The 19,044-nt window shown below is 67.8% G+C and carries 15 protein-coding genes; 6 read left to right on the plus strand and 9 right to left on the minus strand.

The window, feature by feature from the left end; genetic code table 11:
• The first annotated feature begins 67 nt into the window (after positions 1 to 67).
• Positions 68 to 1,135, plus strand: coding sequence for a response regulator (locus BCEP18194_RS32840; RefSeq protein ID WP_011355615.1), 1,068 nt, complete (start codon positions 68 to 70; stop codon positions 1,133 to 1,135).
• 20 nt (positions 1,136 to 1,155) lie between these two features.
• Here BCEP18194_RS32840 and BCEP18194_RS32845 read toward each other — a convergent pair whose 3' ends face one another.
• Both BCEP18194_RS32845 and BCEP18194_RS32850 read right to left on the minus strand, forming a co-directional pair.
• Positions 1,156 to 3,405, minus strand: a complete 2,250-nt coding sequence (locus BCEP18194_RS32845; RefSeq protein ID WP_011355616.1) for a putative bifunctional diguanylate cyclase/phosphodiesterase — start codon at positions 3,403 to 3,405, stop codon at positions 1,156 to 1,158.
• A 337-nt stretch (positions 3,406 to 3,742) separates the two neighbouring features.
• On the minus strand, positions 3,743 to 4,759 hold the full coding sequence (locus BCEP18194_RS32850) for a LysR substrate-binding domain-containing protein (RefSeq protein WP_041493611.1): 1,017 nt from the start codon (positions 4,757 to 4,759) through the stop codon (positions 3,743 to 3,745).
• 134 nt (positions 4,760 to 4,893) lie between these two features.
• Between BCEP18194_RS32850 and BCEP18194_RS32855 the strand changes: the two genes are divergently transcribed.
• Positions 4,894 to 6,747, plus strand: a complete 1,854-nt coding sequence (locus BCEP18194_RS32855; RefSeq protein ID WP_041493612.1) for a sulfatase-like hydrolase/transferase — start codon at positions 4,894 to 4,896, stop codon at positions 6,745 to 6,747.
• A gap of 232 nt (positions 6,748 to 6,979) precedes the next feature.
• A complete protein-coding gene (locus tag BCEP18194_RS32860) occupies positions 6,980 to 7,915 on the plus strand; it encodes an AraC family transcriptional regulator (RefSeq protein WP_011355619.1) in 936 nt (311 codons plus the stop codon).
• Here BCEP18194_RS32860 and BCEP18194_RS32865 read toward each other — a convergent pair.
• The 4 genes from BCEP18194_RS32865 to BCEP18194_RS32880 all read right to left on the minus strand — a co-directional run bounded on the left by BCEP18194_RS32865 (position 7,878) and on the right by BCEP18194_RS32880 (position 12,960).
• Positions 7,878 to 9,410 (minus strand): hypothetical protein, encoded by a 1,533-nt coding sequence (locus tag BCEP18194_RS32865; protein WP_244272998.1) that lies wholly within the window; start codon positions 9,408 to 9,410, stop codon positions 7,878 to 7,880. The genes BCEP18194_RS32860 and BCEP18194_RS32865 overlap by 38 nt on opposite strands.
• Before the next feature lies 1 nt (position 9,411).
• A complete protein-coding gene (locus tag BCEP18194_RS32870) occupies positions 9,412 to 10,827 on the minus strand; it encodes a DUF6765 family protein (RefSeq protein WP_244273000.1) in 1,416 nt (471 codons plus the stop codon).
• Positions 10,827 to 12,461 carry an LVIVD repeat-containing protein gene (locus tag BCEP18194_RS32875; RefSeq protein ID WP_011355622.1) on the minus strand — a complete coding sequence of 545 codons (1,635 nt, stop codon included), beginning with the start codon at positions 12,459 to 12,461 and terminating at the stop codon, positions 10,827 to 10,829. Before BCEP18194_RS32875 ends, BCEP18194_RS32870 begins: the two co-directional genes overlap by 1 nt.
• A 73-nt stretch (positions 12,462 to 12,534) precedes the next feature.
• A complete protein-coding gene (locus BCEP18194_RS32880) occupies positions 12,535 to 12,960 on the minus strand; it encodes a hypothetical protein (RefSeq protein ID WP_041493338.1) in 426 nt (141 codons plus the stop codon).
• A 378-nt stretch (positions 12,961 to 13,338) separates the two neighbouring features.
• Between BCEP18194_RS32880 and BCEP18194_RS32885 the strand changes: the two genes are divergently transcribed.
• Both BCEP18194_RS32885 and BCEP18194_RS32890 read left to right on the plus strand, forming a co-directional pair.
• Positions 13,339 to 14,061, plus strand: a complete 723-nt coding sequence (locus BCEP18194_RS32885) for a haloacid dehalogenase type II (protein ID WP_011355624.1) — start codon at positions 13,339 to 13,341, stop codon at positions 14,059 to 14,061.
• Positions 14,062 to 14,200: 139 nt separating this feature from the next.
• Complete coding sequence (locus tag BCEP18194_RS32890; protein WP_011355625.1) at positions 14,201 to 15,127, plus strand: hypothetical protein; 927 nt, start codon at positions 14,201 to 14,203, stop codon at positions 15,125 to 15,127.
• On the opposite strand, the gene BCEP18194_RS32895 is transcribed toward BCEP18194_RS32890, so the two are convergent.
• The 3 genes from BCEP18194_RS32895 to BCEP18194_RS32905 form a co-directional block, all read right to left on the minus strand.
• Positions 15,124 to 15,621: an SRPBCC family protein gene (locus tag BCEP18194_RS32895; protein ID WP_041493615.1), complete on the minus strand. Its 498-nt coding sequence runs from the start codon at positions 15,619 to 15,621 to the stop codon at positions 15,124 to 15,126. The two genes, BCEP18194_RS32890 and BCEP18194_RS32895, sit on opposite strands and share 4 nt — an antisense overlap.
• A 59-nt stretch (positions 15,622 to 15,680) precedes the next feature.
• Complete coding sequence (locus BCEP18194_RS32900) at positions 15,681 to 16,487, minus strand: hypothetical protein (protein WP_011355627.1); 807 nt, start codon at positions 16,485 to 16,487, stop codon at positions 15,681 to 15,683.
• 115 nt (positions 16,488 to 16,602) lie between these two features.
• Positions 16,603 to 17,562: a LysR family transcriptional regulator gene (locus BCEP18194_RS32905; RefSeq protein ID WP_011355628.1), complete on the minus strand. Its 960-nt coding sequence runs from the start codon at positions 17,560 to 17,562 to the stop codon at positions 16,603 to 16,605.
• A gap of 157 nt (positions 17,563 to 17,719) precedes the next feature.
• Here BCEP18194_RS32905 and BCEP18194_RS32910 point away from each other — a divergent pair, with 157 nt between their 5' ends.
• On the plus strand, positions 17,720 to 19,039 hold the full coding sequence (locus BCEP18194_RS32910) for an MFS transporter (RefSeq protein ID WP_011355629.1): 1,320 nt from the start codon (positions 17,720 to 17,722) through the stop codon (positions 19,037 to 19,039).
• The last annotated feature ends 5 nt before the right edge of the window (positions 19,040 to 19,044 follow it).

Raw genomic sequence — 19,044 nt, forward strand, 5'->3', positions numbered from 1 at the left:
GCCCGACGATGAACACGCGCAACACCCTCGGCTGCCCCTGCAACAACCGCAACAACCCGCATCGACCATGACCCTTGACCTGACTCGCCCGCCAGGCGGCCCCTACACGCCGCCCGCCGACGTGCCGGCGATGGTGCTGCTGGTCGATGACCAGACGATCGTCGCGGAAGCCGTGCGGCGCGCGCTCGTCGACGAGGAAGGTATCGATTTCCACTACTGCCCGCGTTCGGACGACGCGATGGCCACCGCGATCGAGACGCGGCCGACCGTGATCCTGCAGGACCTCGTGATGCCCGGCACCGACGGGCTGAGCCTCGTGAAAGCGTACCGGACGAATCCGGCGACGCGCGACGTGCCGATCATCGTGCTGTCGACGCAGGAAGAGCCGGTGATCAAGAGCGCCGCGTTCGCAGCCGGCGCGAACGATTACCTCGTGAAGCTGCCCGACCGCATCGAGCTCGTCGCGCGGGTGCGCTACCACTCGCGCTCGTACATGAACCTGCTGCAGCGCGACGAGGCCTATCGCGCGCTGCGGCAATCGCAGCAGCAGTTGCTCGAAGCCAATCTCGAGCTGCGGCGCCTCACGCATTCCGACGGCCTGACCGGGCTGTCGAACCGGCGCTATCTCGACGAATACCTCGCCGCCGAATGGCGGCGCGGCACGCGCGAGCGCAGCGAGCTGTCGCTGCTGATGATCGATGTCGACAACTTCAAGCTGTACAACGACACGTACGGCCACGTGTCGGGCGACAGCGTGCTCAAGCAGATCGCGGCGACCATCGAGCGCTGTCTCGGCCAGTCGGGCGATCTTGCCGCGCGTTTCGGCGGCGAGGAATTCGCGGTGGTGATGCCGGCCACGTCGCCGGGCGCCGCGCGGCTGCTCGGCGAGAAGATCCGCCTCGCGGTCGAGGCACTGCGGCTGCGGCACGCGCATTCGTCGACGGGCAACACCGTGACGATCAGCATCGGCGGCGCGAGCATCGTGCCGATACCCGGCCTGCCGACGACCGTGCTGATCGAGGCCGCCGACCGCGCGCTCTATCGCGCGAAGCACGAAGGCAAGAACCGCGTCGAGATCGATGCGACGCCGACCACGCCGCTCCCCGGCGGTTTTGGCGGGCCGCGCGTCGACTGAACGCCGGCCGCGACCCGCGCTCACATGGCGCCGAGCCGGCGCGCGTAGTCGTTCGGGTCCAGCGGACGGCTGAACAGATAGCCCTGCTGCATGTCGCAGCCGATCTGCTGCAAAAACCACGACTGCGCCTGCGTCTCGACGCCTTCGGCCGTGACCTTCATCCCCAGCGAATGTGCCATCGCGACCACGGCCTGCGTGATCGCCACCGAATCGTGATGATCGGGCACGCCCGACACGAACGAGCGGTCGACCTTCAGGTTGTGCAACGGAAAGCGCTTCAGGTACGCGAGCGACGAATAGCCGGTGCCGAAATCGTCGACCGAGATCCGCACGTTCATGTCCGTGAGCGCCTCGAGCATCGGCAGCACGGTGTCCGTGTCGTTCATCAGCAGTCCTTCGGTAATCTCGAGTTCGAGCGCGGACGGATCGAGCTGCGTCTGCGCGAGGCAGCGATCGACCGACTCGACGAGCCCTTCGTGGAACTGCCGCGGCGACAGGTTGACGGCCAGCATCAGGTCGGGCGCGATCGTGCGGCGCCATTCGGCCGCCTGCCGGCACGCGGTTTCGAGCACCCACTGGCCGATCGCGACGATCAGCCCCGTATCTTCCGCGACCGGAATGAACTCCGCCGGCGACATCGGCCCGAGCTCCGGGCTCGTCCAGCGCAGCAACGCCTCGGCGCCGACCGTGCGGCCGCTGCGCGCGTCGACGACGGGCTGATATGCGAGCCGCAGCATGTCCGACGACAGCGCGCGCCGCAGCGACTGCTCGATCGCGAAGCGGCGCTGCAGCCGCAGGTTGAGCTGCGCGGTGAAGAACGTGAAGTGGTTGCGGCCGCGCTGCTTCGCGTCATACATCGCCGAATCGGCGTTGCGCATCAGCGTGACGGCATCGTCGCCGTCGCGCGGCGCGACGCTGATCCCGATCGACACGCCGAGCCAGTATTCGTTGTTCGCGATCGCAAACGGCTTCGCGATCGCGTCGATCACCTCGCGTGCGAGCACCGCGAGCCGGTCGGGATCGTCGCAATCGTCGACGAGGATCACGAACTCGTCGCCGCCGACGCGCGTCAGTGCGTACTGGCCGCCCCCGCAGGCCGCGAGCCGCGCGGCGACGCTGCGCAGCAGCGCATCGCCCGCGTCGTGGCCGGCCGTGTCGTTGACCTTCTTGAAGCCGACGAGATCGATGAACAGGATCGCGACGCGCGCGGGCCCGCCGGCCGCGTCGTGCCCGCCGAACAGCTCGCGCATGCGGTCGCCGAGCCAGCGGCGGTTGTAGAGGCCGGTCAGCGCATCGCGCGTCGCCAGGTAGCGCAGCTGCTGCTGCGCTTCACGCACGGGGCCGATGTCGTTGAACGACACGATCACCGAGTCGGCCAGCTTCTCGCCCGGCCTCACGATCGGCACCGCGTTGCCGCGCACCCAGATGATGTCGCCGTCCGCCAGGCCGAAGCCGACCGTGTAGTCGAGCAGCGGCGTGGCCGTCTCGAGCGCGCGCCGGCTCGGCCATTCGTCGGGCGCGATCGGCGTGCCGTCCTCGTGCAGCTTGCGCAGGATCACCGTCGACAGCCGGCGGCCGACGAGGTCGCCCTTCACGCGCATCATCCGGTTCGCACTCGGGTTGCTCGCGACCACGACGCCGTCGCGCGACACGACGAGGATCCCTTCGTGCAGGCTGTTGACCACGAGCCGGTGATGTTCCTCGCTGCGCGCGAGCTGTCGCGCGATCCGGTCCTGGTGCACCGCGAGGCCGACGCTGTTGCCGATGTCGCGCAACAGTTCGGTTTCCTCGTCGCCCGGCCGGCGCTGCGTGCGGTAATAGACGGCGAACGCGCCGAGCACGGCGCCGCTATCGTCGAGGAACGGCACCGACCAGCACGCGCGCAAGCCCAGCGGCAATGCAACGGCCCGGTAGTTGGCCCACAGGGGATCGGTTTCGATGTCTTCGACGACGACCATCCGGCGCAGGTACATCGCCGTGCCGCACGAGCCGGCCACGGGCCCGATGGACGCGCCTTCGATCGCCGCACTGTACTGCGCGGGCAACGACGGCGCAGCGCCGACGTGCACGTGCACGCCGTCGGTATCGAGCAGCAGGATCGTGCACGACGCACCGTCGCCGAGCAAAGCCTCGGCACGCCGGCAGACTTCGACCAACAGCTCCGGCAGCGGTGTGTTGCGCGTGATCAGTCTCAGCACGCTTTGCTCGGACGCGAGCACTTCCGCCGCGAGCCCGAGACTGTAACGAGAACTTTGCGGTTCGGTATTCAAGATGAATCCTGCCGTCTGTCCGATCGGGTCTGATGCGCCCGATTCGTTTTCGATCCTTCGTGCCGTTTTTCGCTCCGGGTTTACGCCGATGCCCAGTGCGCCCCGTATTGCGCGCGGTGCCAACGCGCGCCGAAATACATTTAACACCAATCCATGACAAGCGGCGCATCCGCGCGTATCAGGGGTTACGCGTGGTCGGCATCGCGATTGCAGCCGCCAGTCAGCCCGCCGAAAGACTTGCGCGCAGTGCCACGGCCTTCGGCAAGGCAGCGGCTCGCACGCACCGCGTTTGCAATCGATTCGTCAGATTGTGGCGACGCACCGGCTCGGTTCGCGCTCAGTCGTTCGCGCCGGGGTCCGTGCGCGTCACGGCCTTCAGCGCATCGATCGCGGCCGTCACCGACACGCTCGCGGGCGCCGCATATAACGCGCCGACCGTTTCAGGCATCGTCGACAGCTTCAGCGGCAACCGGCCGACGCGCTCCCCTGCGCGCACGGCCAGCTCGAACGCGCGGGCCGACTGCACGAACAGGCAAGGCGACTGCTCGGCCACCGCGCGGTTGGTCTGCCATGACACCGATTCCATCAGCACCGACGGCGGCGACAGGCCCGCCTTCGCGAACTCGGCGTCCATCGCCGTGCGGGCGGGCGCCCCCAGCGGCGGCGCGATCCACGGGAACGCGGCCGCGTCGCGCCAGCCGATCCGCGCGCGCCTGAGCAGCGGATGGCGCGGCCCGCACACGACGATCATGTCGTCGCGGTACAGCGGCGCGACGTCGAGCCCCGCGCTCAGTGCCGATGCATCGAGCCGGCACACGAGCAGGTCGAGCTCGCGGTGCTGCGCCTGCGCGAGCATCCGGTCGAGCGTGTCCTCGCGCACGTTGAGCTGTACGGGACGGCCGGCTTCCCGCAGCCACGCCAGCACGCCCGGAATCAGTTGCGGCGCCATGTTCGGCAGCAGGCCGATCGACACCGGGCGGCCGGTACCGGTACGCAATGCGTCGAACGCGGGCGCGACGCCGCGCATGTCGATCAGCACGCGGCCGATGCATTCGAGCAGCGCATCGCCGTAGACGGTCGGCGCGACGCGCCGCGACGTGCGTTCGAACAGCGGCAGGCCGAGCGACTCCTCGAGCTCGCGCAACCATTTCGACAGCGCGGGCTGCGTGATCGACGCAGCCTCGGCCGTGCGCGCGAAGCTGCGCGTGCGCCCGAGCGTGTCGAGCGTTTCCATGTCGCGCACGCGCAGCCGGCGCAGCGCCTGCGCGATGCGCTGCTCGTGGGCCGGCGCGCCGGGCGGCGCGAGCGGCTCCGGCCGCGTGCGGCCGGCCGGGCCGCGTGGGTCGTGGGTCACGGGCGTCTCCGTCATTCATGTTCATCAGGTTATCAATCGACCCCGATCTTTCATCGATCGATACGCGATCCTGCCGCATAGTCGTCCGCATGAAAACCCCCGGCACGAGCCGGCACGATCAGGAGACAGCCGACGTGAAAGACGATCAGGACACCCCCGCCGCCGCCGAACCCACCCCGCGGCGCCAGTTCCTCAAGCTGGCCGGCGCGGCGGTCGCGGCGGCCGGCTTCGGCACCGATGCGCTGGCCGCGAGCACGCCGCCGGCCGCCCCGGTTGCCGCCGGCGCGGGCGTCGATCCCGTGCCCGCATTCCACGGCGCGACGACCGCGCCCGCCGCGCCGCCCGCCGGCTACAACATCCTGTTCATCCTGACCGACCAGGAACGCCACTTCGACCGCTGGCCGTTTCCGGTGCCCGGCCGCGAAGCGCTGCGCCGCGACGGCATCACGTTCATGCATCACCAGATCGCCGCATGCGTGTGCTCGCCGTCGCGCTCGACGGTCTACACGGGGCAGCACATCCAGCACACCGGCGTGCTCGACAACGCGGGCGTGCCCTGGCAGAAGGACATGTCGCCGGACGTGCGCACCGTCGGCCACATGCTGCGCGACGCCGGCTACTACGCCGCGTATCTCGGCAAGTGGCACCTGAGCGCGTCGATGCACGAAACCGCAAGCCCGTACACGGCGCCGGTGGCCGACTACAACCGCACGATCCGGTCGTACGGTTTCGACGACTATTTCGGCGTGGGCGACCTGATCGGGATGGTGCGCGGCGGCTACCAGTACGACGGGATCACGGCCGAGGCCGCGGTGAGCTGGATGCGCAACCACGCGCCGCGTCTCGCGAAGGAAGGCAAGCCGTGGTTCCTCGCGGTGAATCTGGTGAACCCGCACGACGCGATGTTCGTGAACACCGACACCAACGGCTCGACGGTGCAGGACGCGAACCACCCGATGCTCGGCAACGCGCCGCCGCCGAACGACGCGCTGTATCGCACGTCGTGGCACGACAAGCCGCTCGCGGCATCGCGGCGGCAGCCGTACGACGAACCGGGACGGCCGCCCGCGCACGGGATGTTCAACGCCGCGCATGCGAACCTCGTCGGGCGCTATCCGTTCACCGACGAACGCCTGCGCATCTATCAGGACAACTACTTCAACTGCGTGCGCGACTGCGACACGCACGTCGTGCGCCTGCTGCAGTCGCTGCAGGCGCTCGGCCTCGACGAACGCACGATCGTCGTGATGACGGCCGACCACGGCGATCACATCGGCGCGCACCAGCTCGTCGGCAAGGGCGCCACCGCGTACCAGCCGCAGAACCACGTGCCGCTCGTGATCCGCCATCCCGCGTATCCGGGCGGCATGCAGTGCGATGCGCTGACATCGCACATCGACATCGCGCCGACGCTGCTCGGGCTCACCGGTCTCGACGACGCGCGTCTCGCGTCGATCCGCGGCAGCGCACTCAAGGGGCACGACCTCACGCGCTGGCTCGCGAAGCCGGCCGGGGCGAAGCTGCACGCGGCGCGTGATGCCACGCTGTTCAACTACGCGATGCTGCTCTACTACGACAGCGAATGGATGCTGAAGGAACTGGGCACGATGCGCCAGAAAGGCGTGCCGGAGGACGAGCTGCTGCGCCGCGCGCTCGCGCAGCAGCCGGATTTCCGGTTGCGCGGCACGATCCGCAGCGTGTTCGACGGCCGCTACCGGTTCACGCGCTATTTCTCGCCGCTCGAATTCAACCGGCCGACGACGATGGAGGACCTGTTCGCGCGCAACGACGTCGAGCTGTTCGATATCGCGAGCGATCCGGGCGAGATGCGCAATCTCGCGATGGACCGGAAACAGCACGGCGAGCTGCTGCTCGCGATGAACGGCCGCCTGAACGACCTGATCGCGAGCGAAGTCGGCGACGACAGCCCCGACGTCATGCCGATCCGCGACGGCAAGGTGCAGGTGCAGATCCGCAAGTGGCATTGAAGGCGGCCGGCCGCCTGACGGAACCGTTAACCATCGGACGATTCCGCATCCCGTGAGCCCCTGCCGTGCGGTCGTTCCGTTCGACCGCACGCGGGGCCGCCCTTTTCATCGTCAGCCGGGACAGGTAAGCATCGAGTAAGCATGACGCCCTACAGTGTGCTGATTCTCCAGGACGGATCATCACGGCGAGCGCACGCTTCGCCCGGGTCCAGGCAACATCAAGGGAAACGGCATGCAGAACCGGCCAGCGTTGAGCTACGTGTGTGCGAAACACCCCGACGGACGCCGGTCGAACTGGCAACCGCCGGCGGGCTGGAAACGGCAGCTTGCGACGCCGTCGCGCGGCGTCGTCGCGATCGATCACTACATCGCAAACGCATCGGAGCTGATCGATCTCGAGACGACCGAGCCGGTCTTCACACTGCACTTGCGCGCGCCGACCGGGTTCGAGATGCGCACCGACGGCGGCGGATGGGCCGCGCACGTGATGCGCACGCCGTTAACTTACGTGCCGCCCGGCTTCGCCTGTTCCAGCCGGTGGTCGAACGACATCGAGTGGCTCGCCGTTCACTTCGATGTGTCCTGGCTGTCGAAGTCCGGCCTGCTGACCGGCACGCCGACCGTCCCCGCCGCGCCCCGCTTCGACGTGAACGACGATCTGCTCGTGCAGATCATCAGGAGCATCCATGAAGATGCGGTCGCGGGGATGCCGTCGGGGCCGACCTACGTCGAATCCCTGGGCGCGGCCGCGCTCGGCCGCATGTCGTATCTCGAGTCGACGCGCAAGGCCCGCGAATACACGCACGCGCAGGGCATGCGTCGGGCCGTCGAGTACATCCGCGACAATTTCCGCGATCCGCTGACGCTAGTGACGCTCGCCGAAGCGGTCGACTATCCCGGCGACCTGTATTCGTTCATCCGGAACTTCAAGAAAGCCAACGGGATGACGCCGCACCAGTACATCGTCGAAACCCGGCTGCAAGCCGCCCGCGACCTGATCGAACGCGGACGATGCGATGTGACCGAAGCCGCGCTCGCGTGCGGCTTTTCGACCACGAGCCACTTCTCGGCAACGTTCCGCAAACGGTGGGGATGCTCGCCGTCCGGGCTCAAGCCGCGTGCCGCGAACCTCACGCGAGCGGCAGCGACAGGATCCACAGGCCGCTGATCGTCAGCGCGATCGTCAGCACCAGCAACGGCAATTGATTGAGCACCACGGTGCCGGCCAGCACGCGATGACGGACGGCGATCGCGTGCGTGACGACCACGCTCAGCACATGGCCGGCGAGAATCAGCAGGACCTGCGCATGCCAGATATAGCCGACGTCGATCAGCAGCGCGGTCGGCGCGACCTGCGCCGGCTCGATCGACAGCAGGTTCCAGCCGATGCCGAGCGGATCGGACAGCAGTGACACGATCTGCCGCCCCTGGTCGATGAACAGCGTGAAGTAGTGACACACGTTGTAGAACAGCGCGATCGGCAACAGCAACAGGCAGAACTGCCGCGCAAACGCGTTGCCATCCAGCGCCGCACGCGATCCCGCCGCACCGAGCGCGCAGAAGCCCCGGAACAGGCCGTGGTAGGCCAGCCCGACCAAGGCAAAGGTGGCCCACTGCCCGGCGAGCACGAGGTCTCCCGCTATCGCATAGTCGTTTTTCAACGCCGGAAACACCGCGACGATCAGCGGATAGATGCCGCGCCAGAAGAAGGTGTTCCACACGGCCGTATCGCGCAGGCCATCGTAGGCCGTCGACGACAGCATGAACGACAGGAAGATCACCAGGCTGGTGTCCAGCGGCCGTTGCGCTGCCATCGCGGCGACCGGATTCCTCAGCCTGACGCCGATTTCGCACGCCGACACGCGGCGCCATTCGAATGGCGACAGTCGTCCGCACAATCCGCACAGGATGCCGAATGCATCGAAATGCCTGAGCCATACGTCGCGGCCGAAGCAGAACGAACCGGCCAGCGCACTGGCCGCGTAGCCGACGAGAAACAGGCTTGCGTCTCGCGGCCTTGCCGCGCCGAACAGTTCCAGCGCGATAAGGGCAACGTACGCGAGCAGCGCCGGATACGAGGCGAGGCCCCGGGGATAGCGATATCGGCCCGTGTCGATAGACGGGATGCCGCGCGCCGCGATCCGCAGCAGCAACGCGAACGGATTGGTGAGCGCATGGAGGTCGCCGAACACCGCGCTCACGTAGATCGACCCCAGATAGAACCAGAGCCAGAATCCCGACATGCCGAGGTTGACGAACGGGTTCTGGGTGCCGGCGAGGCCCGACACGATCAGCAGGACGACGAAGCCCAGGCTGGCGGCCTGCCCCGCCGCGAGCGCCACGGCCGGTATCCGCCATTCCCCGCGCCATCGGATCGTCGGCGCTCGTGTGTCCGGAACCCGGGCGCCCGATCCCGAGCCCGATGCGAACGCGAGGATCATGAAGGACACCACGAGCGTGCCGGTGGCCGCGTACGCATAGAGCCACAACGGCACCGGCAGGAAGTAGGGAATATTCCACGCATGCGCATCGGCGCATGTCGGCACGCATGCGAGGAACGCCGTGGCCGTCGCAGCCCGCCACGCGTTGCAGCGCGGTACCCGGAAGTTGACGTCGACGGGGGCCGTCGCGCCGCGCGCACCGTATTCGAAGGCGTCGTGCATATCAGTAGTCGGATGACGAAATCAGTCCCGTGACCTTCCAGCCGGCCCCGCTGCTTCGCTCCGCCAACACGCCGATCGTGTCGTACGGCGCATCGAGCAGTTTGATCAACGCGACGGCACGCTTGTTGCCGTCGGCCGAATCCGGCAGCGAAAACACCAGGAAAGGCAGGATCGGCGACGGCTTGTCGCCCTCCACGATGAGCGGCAGCACCGCATCGTTCAGCGACTTGAAGACTGCAAACGACGCACGGTTGCGCAAGATCGCGCTGGCGCTCGCCGTCGGCTGCGAGGGCGTCCCGATGGCGAGGTAGGCGCCGTGATCCCGCAGGCGCCAGCCGGTCAACTGCTCGACCAGCGTGCCGTCGGGCTTGCCGGTGCGGCCGGCAGCCAGCGCGGGCAGCCAGCGCTTGTCCACCGGCGACGTCGTCACCCAGTCGTTGAAGAAGCGCGCGTAGAAATCGGCGAGCCCCTTGTCGACGCCGGATTGCGCGCTCGGCGAGACCGGCTTCGGCACGTCGCGCCGGCCGTGCCAGCGGACGGCCTGCCACGCGGGGCCGTCCGGCAGGCTCATGCCGTCGAGGAACGACGTGTCCGTCACGCCGTTCGCGACGAACCAGCCGGATTTCGCGTGCTTGGTTCGCGCGTCGATGAAACCGGCGAGCGTCGGCCGGACCTGCTCCCACGGCAGCGCATTTCTCGACGCGCCATCGATCTTCGGATAACGAATCATCTGGAGATACGTCGCCTTCGCCATCGCTTCCGTATCGACGGGCCAACGCCACGTCATCTCGGCGGCATGGCCGGCCGGGCCGCCGCGCTCGACCGGTGCGGCCATCGCGAGGCCGGCGTCGCAGTCGATGCCGTAGCGGCGCCAGTCCGGTACGGACGGCGTGCCCTGGTGCGCCCATGCATCCTGCAGCGCATGCAGCGCCCGGCCGAACTCGCCCAGCATGAATCCCGCGTTGCGCCCTTCGGCACGCCGCAGCGTAGCGTCGACCCAAGCCCGTGAAGCCGGGCCGTCCGGCACCACGACCCGGGCTGCCGCCGCGGCCGGCACCCGGGTCTCGCCCGGATAGTGCGCCGCCTGGGTATCCTGCGCGTCGGGCGCAAAGCGCGACAGGCAGGCGAACTGCAGCGGCGACGTCATGTACTCGATCGAGCCGGCATCCATCCGCTGGTCGGCGAGCGCAATCGCGTCGGCCTCGCCGGACGCGAACCCCGCCTGCCTCGCGAGCCAGAACGTCAGACCGAAATGCACGTCCGCTTCGAACCCCGAGCACGTCATCGGCAGGGCGAGCGCCGCCAGCAAGGCCAGCGCGGCAACGCCCGGATTGCGCCGGGCGCGGCGTCGCGCGCCTGCCCTGCCGGTTGCGCCCCCTTCGCGCGACTGCCCGCGAGCAACCTGTCTGCCGTGCATCAATTGCCGATCTCCGTCGCTTTCGTGCTTTCGGGGAACGGCCACGCGCCGTTTTCGAACGACAGCACGAGCAGGCCGTTGTCCTGGCACGCCGTAGTCAGCAGATGGCGGTCGAAGTCGAAATCGAGACGCGACGCACACCAGTCCGGGCCGCCCGGGCGGTACTGGCCGAACATCAGGTGCGCGGAACCGGCGCCGGGCGACTTTGCCGAAGGCGGGTTGTAGTACGCGATTTCCTTCGGCTTCGCCGGATCGCGAATGTCGAACACGCGCACGCCGGAGTTGAAGTAGCTACACGCGAGCGCCGTGGCGTTCTCCCGGTTGTCGACGCTGCAGTAGTGCGACCCGTACGTGAACGTGGAAAGGCCGAGAATGTCGGGTATCACCTTGCTGCAGTTCTGCACTGCGTGCGTTTCGAGTCGCAGTTCGGAGACGAGCTTGGGCGCCGCTTCGTTCGACATGTCATAGATGTGGCCCAGCGGGAACGGCGTCACCCCGGCATTGCATGCGGCCTTCACGGCCGTCGCGCCGGGATCCTGAAGCCCGCCCGATCCGCCTTCATCGACCTCGATCAGATACGGCTTGCCGCCCACGGAAAACGGGATCGTATGTTGTGCAACGCTACCGTCCCGCACCGGTTCAGTCGCAATTCGGCGCATTTGCGCATTGGGACGTCGGCTCTGCACTTCACTGGTATCGACAACGAAGAACCCGTTGTCGCCGGTCGCATTCGGGTTGTTCAGCGGCGGCGCACTCATACCGATCGCCGTGCCGCCGTTCCCCGACGCGACGAAGTACGCGCGGTTTCCGTCCCGGCTCACCGACAGGCCGTGAGAAATGGTCCCCATGCCAAGATCCGACACCGAGATGGCCGAGATCATCTTCGGCCGGGCCGGCACGGTCAGGTCGATCGCGTAATAGGATTTCGTAAAAGCGCCTCCGACGTAGTACGTGAACCCGTCCGGAGAAAACCCGCCTTCGTGGCCGAGCTGCTTGGTGGCCGGAATGATGCCGCCGTCGCTGCCCGTGCCCACGGGAACACTGGCGAGCAATTGCGGGCGCGTGCAGTCGGTCGCCACATCGTACAGGTCCACTTCGGGGCCGCCACCGCCACCCAGCCCGTTGTCGGCAGCGAGAATCCCGCGCGCGACGTTCACGCGCAGCGATTCCCACGGATCGATCATCGCCGTGGACGTCAGCGAACTCACCCGCACGGGCTTCGCCGGATCGGTGATATCGATCACCGGCACGCCCGGATTCACGCGCGGCGGCGCATCGGGGTTGTTGAAGGCCGGCGTGGCGCCCATCGTCGCGTGGTAGAAGCAGGTCCGACCCTGCCGGTCGGTGTAGGTCGCCGCCGACCACGACGCGCCCTCGCCCTGCACCTGGCTGACACGCTTCAGGTTGCAGTTGAAGCCGCCGAACCCGGACTGGCGCAGCGCGGCGGGCACCTGCCCTTGCAGCGCCGTCTCGGGCGTATCGCCCGCGCTGCAGCCCGGTACGCGCGGCACGACGTAATCCGCCACCGATACGGCGGGCGCCGCGCTCGTCGTGACGTTGTCGTCCCCGCCGCAGCCGGCGAGCATGAGTGTGCCGAGCGATAACGCGATCGCCAGGCGATTCAGTGCGTGCATCTTTGCCTCCTCCTGTTTCGAACTTCGTTTCGAATATCGTTTCGAATGTTTTTTTTTCGATCCGCCTTTATCGTTAGTTGTCCGGATATATCTCGATGACAGCCACCTCGATCTGCTCGCCGCTCCGGCTGTGAAAGTGCAGCGAAAAGCGCCCGGTGATCCCGACCGGGAGAATGTCCATCGACTGATCGGTTCCGGATGTGCAAGCCGCGAGCGCACCCGGTATTTCATGCGCCATCAGCACGCCCGCCTCTCGCGAATGCACCCGGATATGCGCCGGCATGCCTTCGCGAATCGCGATCACCGATCGCTCCCACGGCGCCTTGTCCCGATCGACGTCGACGGAAAAGACCTGTTGATCCGGTGGTCGTGTCGACGCGTGCGACAGATGTCGTGCCACACCGTAGGCGAACCCCAGCGCCGACACGGTCGCGATCAACGCGACGAGTCGGCGCCGCGGTCGCAGATTCCTCTCCTCCATCGCGGCGCTCCGTTCCATCGGCCTGCGTGCCGTGCGGGATCGTCGTGCCCGCCGGCCGGCCATCCGCGCGGCGCTCAGCCGTTCGACGAATGGTAGAGAGCGGCCCGGTGCAGAGCTATCTGCTTATTGCGGGTTGTCGGAAAATTGCGTCCGGAGTAACCCGAGCCGGCGCGGCCGGACAGGGTCGCACCCAGGATGACGGATGCGTCACACACGAAGCTCGCGCGCCGCGGACACCCGACGGACAGTTCACGCGCCACGCCGCCGGGCCGCTCGATCCGGCGACCGTTCAAACCGCCTTTCCGTATCCGTGATTCAATGACGATCGAACCGGCGTCGCGCAGTCGGGCGGCTCGGCGATTCGACACCTCATCGATTGACCTTCACTGGATCACCATGACGAACCCTGCCGAAATCAAGGCGCTCGTTTTCGATGTCTTCGGAACGATCGTCGACTGGAGAAGCGGCGTTGCACGCGGCGCCGCCGCGTTTCTCGATCGCTACGCACCCGCGCTCGACCCGCTCGAATTCGCCGATGCGTGGCGGGCCGAATATTCACCGTCGATGGAAGAAATCCGCAGCGGGCGTCGCCGCTACGTGCGGCTCGATGTCCTGCACCGCGAGAACCTCGTCCGCACGCTCGACCGCTACGGGATCGTCGACGTGCCGGACGCCGACATCGACACGCTCAACCTCGCGTGGCACAGCCTCGACCCGTGGCCCGACGCCGTCGCGGCGCTGCAACGGCTGAAGCGACGCTTCATCATCGCGCCGCTGTCGAACGGCAACATCCGGCTGATGGTCGACGTCGCGAAGCGCGCGGGGCTGCCGTGGGATGCGATTCTCGGTGCGGAAGTCGTCCGCGCATACAAGCCGTCGCCGCAGGTCTATAGCGAGACGGTCGAGATTCTCGGCGTCGAACCGGCCGAGCTGTGCCTGGTCGCCGCGCACAACGGCGATCTCGCGGCCGCGCGCCGGCAGGGGCTGTCGACCGCGTTCGTGCTGCGGCCGACCGAACACGGGCCCGGCCAGACTACCGACCTGAAAGCCGACGACGCGTGGGACTTCGACGTCAGGGACCTGAACGAACTCGCGGACCGGCTGGGCTGCCCGGGCTGAATGCCGGATTCCGGCGCGCAATCGCGGCACTGCCGGCCGCGATGCAGCGCTGGCGGGAGGGCGCATCGAGCGCGTCAAGCGTGGCGACAAACGACTGGTAGACTCCGCAAACCCTGTCCCGTCGCGGCCGCCTACCCTTATGTCGTCACCCCTGCGTCTTGTCGAAGGCAAACTGACCGCGATGCGCTTTCTCGAGCGCCCCGACCAAGGCACGGCCGGCAGCCGCCAGGTGCCGCCCGTCGACCCTGAAGCCCGCAAGAAATCGCTCGGCTACTGGTTCACGCACAACGTGGTGCCGGTCATGGCAGCACTCACCGGCAACGGGGCCGCCGCCAACGCACTGGTGTTTCAGCAAACCGACGAAGACCTCATCCTGGCCCGGTTGAACGCCGCGGCCGACAAGGTCGAGCATCCGGCCACGTGGTCATACGCGAACCTGCGCGAGACCAAAACTTTCGTCTCGGAAAACGCGTTCGTGACCGTCGGGAAGAACGGCAAGATCCTGTTCGCGAAGCTTCCGGTGGAAATCGAAATCGGCGACGAGTCGTACCGCGGGTTCCTGGGCGGGCAGTGCTTCGACGTCGGCGACGACGTGGTTGCCGTGGTCGATCGCCGCGGCCGCCTGTTCGCGCTGTCGTCTCCCGACCGGCACCGCATGGTGATGGATCACGCGTGCAGCGACACGGGGCTGGCAGGCCTCACGCACAGCCTGTGGCTGGCGTGGAAATGGATGTTCGTCGGCATGAACTGCCTGCTCATCCCGATCATGATCCTGGTGCTATGGACCAGCGACGGTGGCTTTTCCGACCTGGGTGTCGACCTGGCCATGCTGCTGGGCGGGCCGCTCGCGGTGGGCGTCCTGCTCGCGCTGCTCGTGGGCGTGCGGCTGTCGTGGTCCGACTGGCTGCCGGCGTGGCGCACGTCGAGCATCCTGAAGGCGCTGGGCCGGCCGGATCTGTGCACGCTCGATTTCCTCGACACGCGCACCCGGGCCGAACGCAACGGCCAGGTGCGTGACACGGATATCGGGCAAATCTACTACGCGCCCGCGGCGCGCCAGCCCTAGCGCGCCGGCGCCATCGCGACTGCCTGCCCCTGCGCCGCCATCGCGAGACGCCGCCAGTTGCGGGCCGCATACCGGTGCGCCTGCTGCAACGCGAGCCACAACCCGATCTGCCGGACCGGCTTGAACAGGCCCCGCGCACTGAACACGGTGCGTCGTTCGACGCGGGTCCTGCCGCCGTCGATGGGCGTCAGCGTGAATTCGTCCTCGAGCAGGCCGACCCAGTCGCGGCACCACACCGTCGACGCCACCATCCGGTAACGCAACCGGCGATGCTCGTCGAGCACGAGAATCCGCTGGTCGATGGTGCCGCGATCGGTCGTGCACTGTCGCGTGTTGCCGACGGCCGGCACGCCTTCGAGCACGCGGCAACTGACCGGCTTCGGCACGCCGAGGCGGAACAGCAACGGCCGCGTGTCGTCCATCCGGGCATGGAGAAAATGCGGCCAGACATGCTCGGGCCGGCAATCGAACGTCCACTGCGAATGAATTTCCACGACCGTCTCCTGGCGGTTGCCGGTTCGCACATGATGGCACAACGGCCCCACCACTTCCGTTACTTCACGACCGCCCGCCAGGCGGTTCGCGCGTAGATGATCAGCAACGGCAGCAGCGAGAGCGCGAACAGCAGGCAGAGCGCCAGCACCCACACCGGCCACGCCTCCGGATTCCCCTTCAACCAGTAGCGGTAAGGCACGCTCAGGAACCCGATTTCCATCAGCAGCGCGGCGAGCGGCACGAGCCCGTTCATCACCGCCGTCACGCCGAAGCGCGCCGCGCCGTCGATGTTCCGGCCGGCGCCGTACGCCGCGATCAGGTAGAGGAAGTACCCGATCATCGCGACCATCACCGCGCCGCCGGCCAGCAGGCCGACGCTGCGCACGCTGCGTTCGTGCCATTGAGCCGCACCGGGCGGCCACACGACATCGATCCGCTCGCCGATTTCCGGCGCGCCGCCGGAACGGACGTTGCCCGGCATCACCACGCGCTTGCCGTCGGGCAGCGCGGCTTCCAGTATCGACGTGTATTTCAGGCACTGATACCGTTCGGTCCGCCCGTCGCTGTCGCGGCGCTCGCAGGTATCCCACTCGGACGTGTAGGACACGACGGTCGCCTCGTATTTCGGCGAGACGGCCAGCACGTAGAACTCGTCGCCGATCCAGTACGCGAACGGGAAGAACAGCGACACCAGGCAAAAGCACACGAGCCACCAGAACGCGATCGCGCCGCGATTCGGCGCCCCCTTCGCACCGCGCCTGGCGCCGGACTGGCGGCGCACCATGCGCGACGCGAGCCAATAAGCGGCCACGGCAAAGACCGCCACACACACCACGAAGACCTTGCCCGCATGCGTCAATGCCATCTGTCTCGCCCCCGGTTCCCCGATGCTTCAATGCTTCGCTTGCCGGCAGGTTCGCCGCCGGGTCGTGTTCACGCCATGAACCGCACGGCCGCCTTCGCCGCGGCCACGTCACGCGCTATGCCGGCTCGCCGACGAATCTCAGTTTCCCCGATTCGCCCGACAGCAGCGCGCGATTCGCGTCCGCCGCCGCCCGCAGGTAATCCCACAGCGCGGTCACGCGCCGCAGCTTGCGCAGATCCTCGCGGCACGTCAGCCAGAAGCACCGCGTGACGACCACGTCGTCCGGCAGCACGGGCACGAGCGCCGGCTGCGTGGCCGCCATGAAGCACGGCAGGATCGCGAGCCCGCCGCCCTGCAGCGCCGCGAAATACTGCGCGATCACGCTCGTCGTGCGCAGCCCGGCCGTCGCGCCCGGCACCGCGCGGTCCAGGTACAGCAGTTCGTTGCTGAACGCGAGATCGTCGACGTAGCTGATGAACGCGTGCTGCGCGAGATCGTCCGTGCAGGTAATCGGATCGTGGTTCGCGAGATAGTCGCGCGTCGCATAGAGCCGCAGCTGGTAGTCGCACAGCTTGGTGACCACGTAAGGCCCGCGCTCGGGCCGCTCGAGCGTGATCGCCAGGTCCGCCTCGCGCTTGGGCAGGTTGACGAAATGCGGCACCGGCAGCAGGTCGACCGTCACGTGCGGATGCTCGGCGCGAAACTGCGCGAGCTGCGGCGCGAGGAAAAAGCAGCCGAACCCTTCCGTCGACCCGATCCGCACGTGGCCCGACAGCGCCTCGCCCGTGTTCGCGACCTGGTCGCACGCGGACTGCACGGTCGTCTCCATCGCGTCCGCATAGGCGACGAGCCGCTGCCCTTCGGCGGTCAGCGTGAAGCCGCCGGAGCGCGACTTGTCGAACAGCAGCGTGCCCATCGCGGCCTCGAGCGCGCGAATGCGCCGCGCGACGGTCGTGTAGTCGACGCCCAGCCGCTTGGCGGCGCCGCTCGCGCGCTGCGTGCGCGCGACTTCGAGGAAAAAGCGCAGGTCGTCCCAGTTCAGGTTGCCGGAAACCGGCTCGGTGGCGTGTCGCATCGGCGAGGGAAAAAGGGGCTGGAATCTCCGGGCCGGCCGTCGATATGCATAAATGCACATCCAACCGGTTTCTTTATCGGTACATGATGAATCTGCGCATAACTATACTCGACCGTGACCTGCGGACCACGAGCCGCGGCACCACCACGGAGACACCATGCAGACGCGATCCACCCTCGATGAGCATGCGACAGTCGCGGCGCCGGCGCCCGAGCGCACCGCGAAGCACTACCTGCTGGCCGGCTGGGCCAGCATGGCCGGCACCACGATCGAGTGGTACGACTTCTTCCTCTACGGCACGGCCGCCGCGCTCGTCTTCAACCGCATCTTCTTCCCGTCGCTGGACCCGGTCGTCGGCACGCTCGCCGCATTCGGCACGTTCGCGGTGGGCTTTATCGGCCGGCCGATGGGCGGCATCGTGTTCGGCCACTTCGGCGACCGTATCGGCCGCAAGTCGATGCTGATGATCACGCTGCTGCTGATGGGCGTGCCGAGCATGATCATCGGGCTGATCCCGTCGTACGACAGCATCGGCTACTGGGCCGCCGCGCTGCTGATCGCGATGCGCTTCCTGCAGGGGATGGCCGTCGGCGGCGAATGGGGCGGCGCGGTGCTGATGGCCGTCGAACACGCGCCGAAGGGCCGCAAGGGGCTGTTCGGCAGCCTGCCGCAAACGGGCGTCGGGCTCGGCCTGATCCTGTCGTCGGTCGCGATGGCCGCGGTGGCCGCGCTGCCGGAAGCCGACATGCTGTCGTGGGGCTGGCGCGTACCGTTCCTCGCGAGCATCGCGCTCGTCGGCCTCGGCTGGTTCATCCGCGCGAAGGTGCCCGAATCGCCCGACTTCGAGAAGATGCGGCGCCAGGGCAAGGCCGAGAAGTCGCCGGTGACGGCCGCGCTGCGCCGCCATCCGCGCGAGGTGCTGACGATCGTCGGCGCCCGTGCCGCCGAGAACACCTGGTTCTACATGGTCGTCACGTTCGCACTCGCTTACGCGACGCAGCAGCTGCACCTGCCGAAGGCCGAGATGCTGCACGCGATCACGGCCGGCGCGGCGCTGTCGCTCGTCACGATGCCGCTGTGCGGCCACCTGAGCGACCGCATCGGCCAGCGCCGGATGTTCGCGATCGGCCTCGTGCTGATGTGCATGTTCGCCGCACCGTTCTTCATGATGCTCGGCACGCAGCAGACGTCGTACGCATGGTGGGCGATCGTGCTCGGCCTCGGCGTCGTGTTCCCGATCCTCTATGCGCCGGAATCGCTGCTGTTCGCGCAGCAGTTCCCCGCGGAAATCCGCTACAGCGGCATCTCGCTGTCGGTGCAGTTGGCCGGCGTGATCGGCGGCGGCTTCGCGCCGATGATCGCGACGTCGCTGCTCAAGGCCGGCGGCGGCCAGCCGCATTACGTGATCGCGTACCTCGTCGGCTTCGGCGTGTTCGCGCTCGTGTGTACCGCGCTGATGCGCCCGGCACGCGCCTGAGCACG

The organism is Burkholderia lata (genome assembly GCF_000012945.1).
Taxonomy (GTDB): Bacteria; Pseudomonadota; Gammaproteobacteria; order Burkholderiales; family Burkholderiaceae; genus Burkholderia; species Burkholderia lata.

Excerpts from the sequence above, each read along its gene's own strand:
- BCEP18194_RS32840 (WP_011355615.1), top strand. The coding sequence starts at position 68 with ATGACCCTTGACCTGACTCGCCCGCCAGGCGGCCCCTACACGCCGCCC.
- BCEP18194_RS32900 (WP_011355627.1), bottom strand. The coding sequence starts at position 16,487 with ATGGCATTGACGCATGCGGGCAAGGTCTTCGTGGTGTGTGTGGCGGTC.
- BCEP18194_RS32905 (WP_011355628.1), bottom strand. The coding sequence starts at position 17,562 with ATGCGACACGCCACCGAGCCGGTTTCCGGCAACCTGAACTGGGACGAC.
- BCEP18194_RS32870 (WP_244273000.1), bottom strand. The coding sequence starts at position 10,827 with ATGCACGGCAGACAGGTTGCTCGCGGGCAGTCGCGCGAAGGGGGCGCA.
- BCEP18194_RS32860 (WP_011355619.1), top strand. The coding sequence starts at position 6,980 with ATGCAGAACCGGCCAGCGTTGAGCTACGTGTGTGCGAAACACCCCGAC.
- BCEP18194_RS32910 (WP_011355629.1), top strand. The coding sequence starts at position 17,720 with ATGCAGACGCGATCCACCCTCGATGAGCATGCGACAGTCGCGGCGCCG.
- BCEP18194_RS32890 (WP_011355625.1), top strand. The coding sequence starts at position 14,201 with ATGTCGTCACCCCTGCGTCTTGTCGAAGGCAAACTGACCGCGATGCGC.
- BCEP18194_RS32875 (WP_011355622.1), bottom strand. The coding sequence starts at position 12,461 with ATGCACGCACTGAATCGCCTGGCGATCGCGTTATCGCTCGGCACACTC.
- BCEP18194_RS32880 (WP_041493338.1), bottom strand. The coding sequence starts at position 12,960 with ATGGAACGGAGCGCCGCGATGGAGGAGAGGAATCTGCGACCGCGGCGC.
- BCEP18194_RS32885 (WP_011355624.1), top strand. The coding sequence starts at position 13,339 with ATGACGAACCCTGCCGAAATCAAGGCGCTCGTTTTCGATGTCTTCGGA.
- BCEP18194_RS32865 (WP_244272998.1), bottom strand. The coding sequence starts at position 9,410 with ATGCACGACGCCTTCGAATACGGTGCGCGCGGCGCGACGGCCCCCGTC.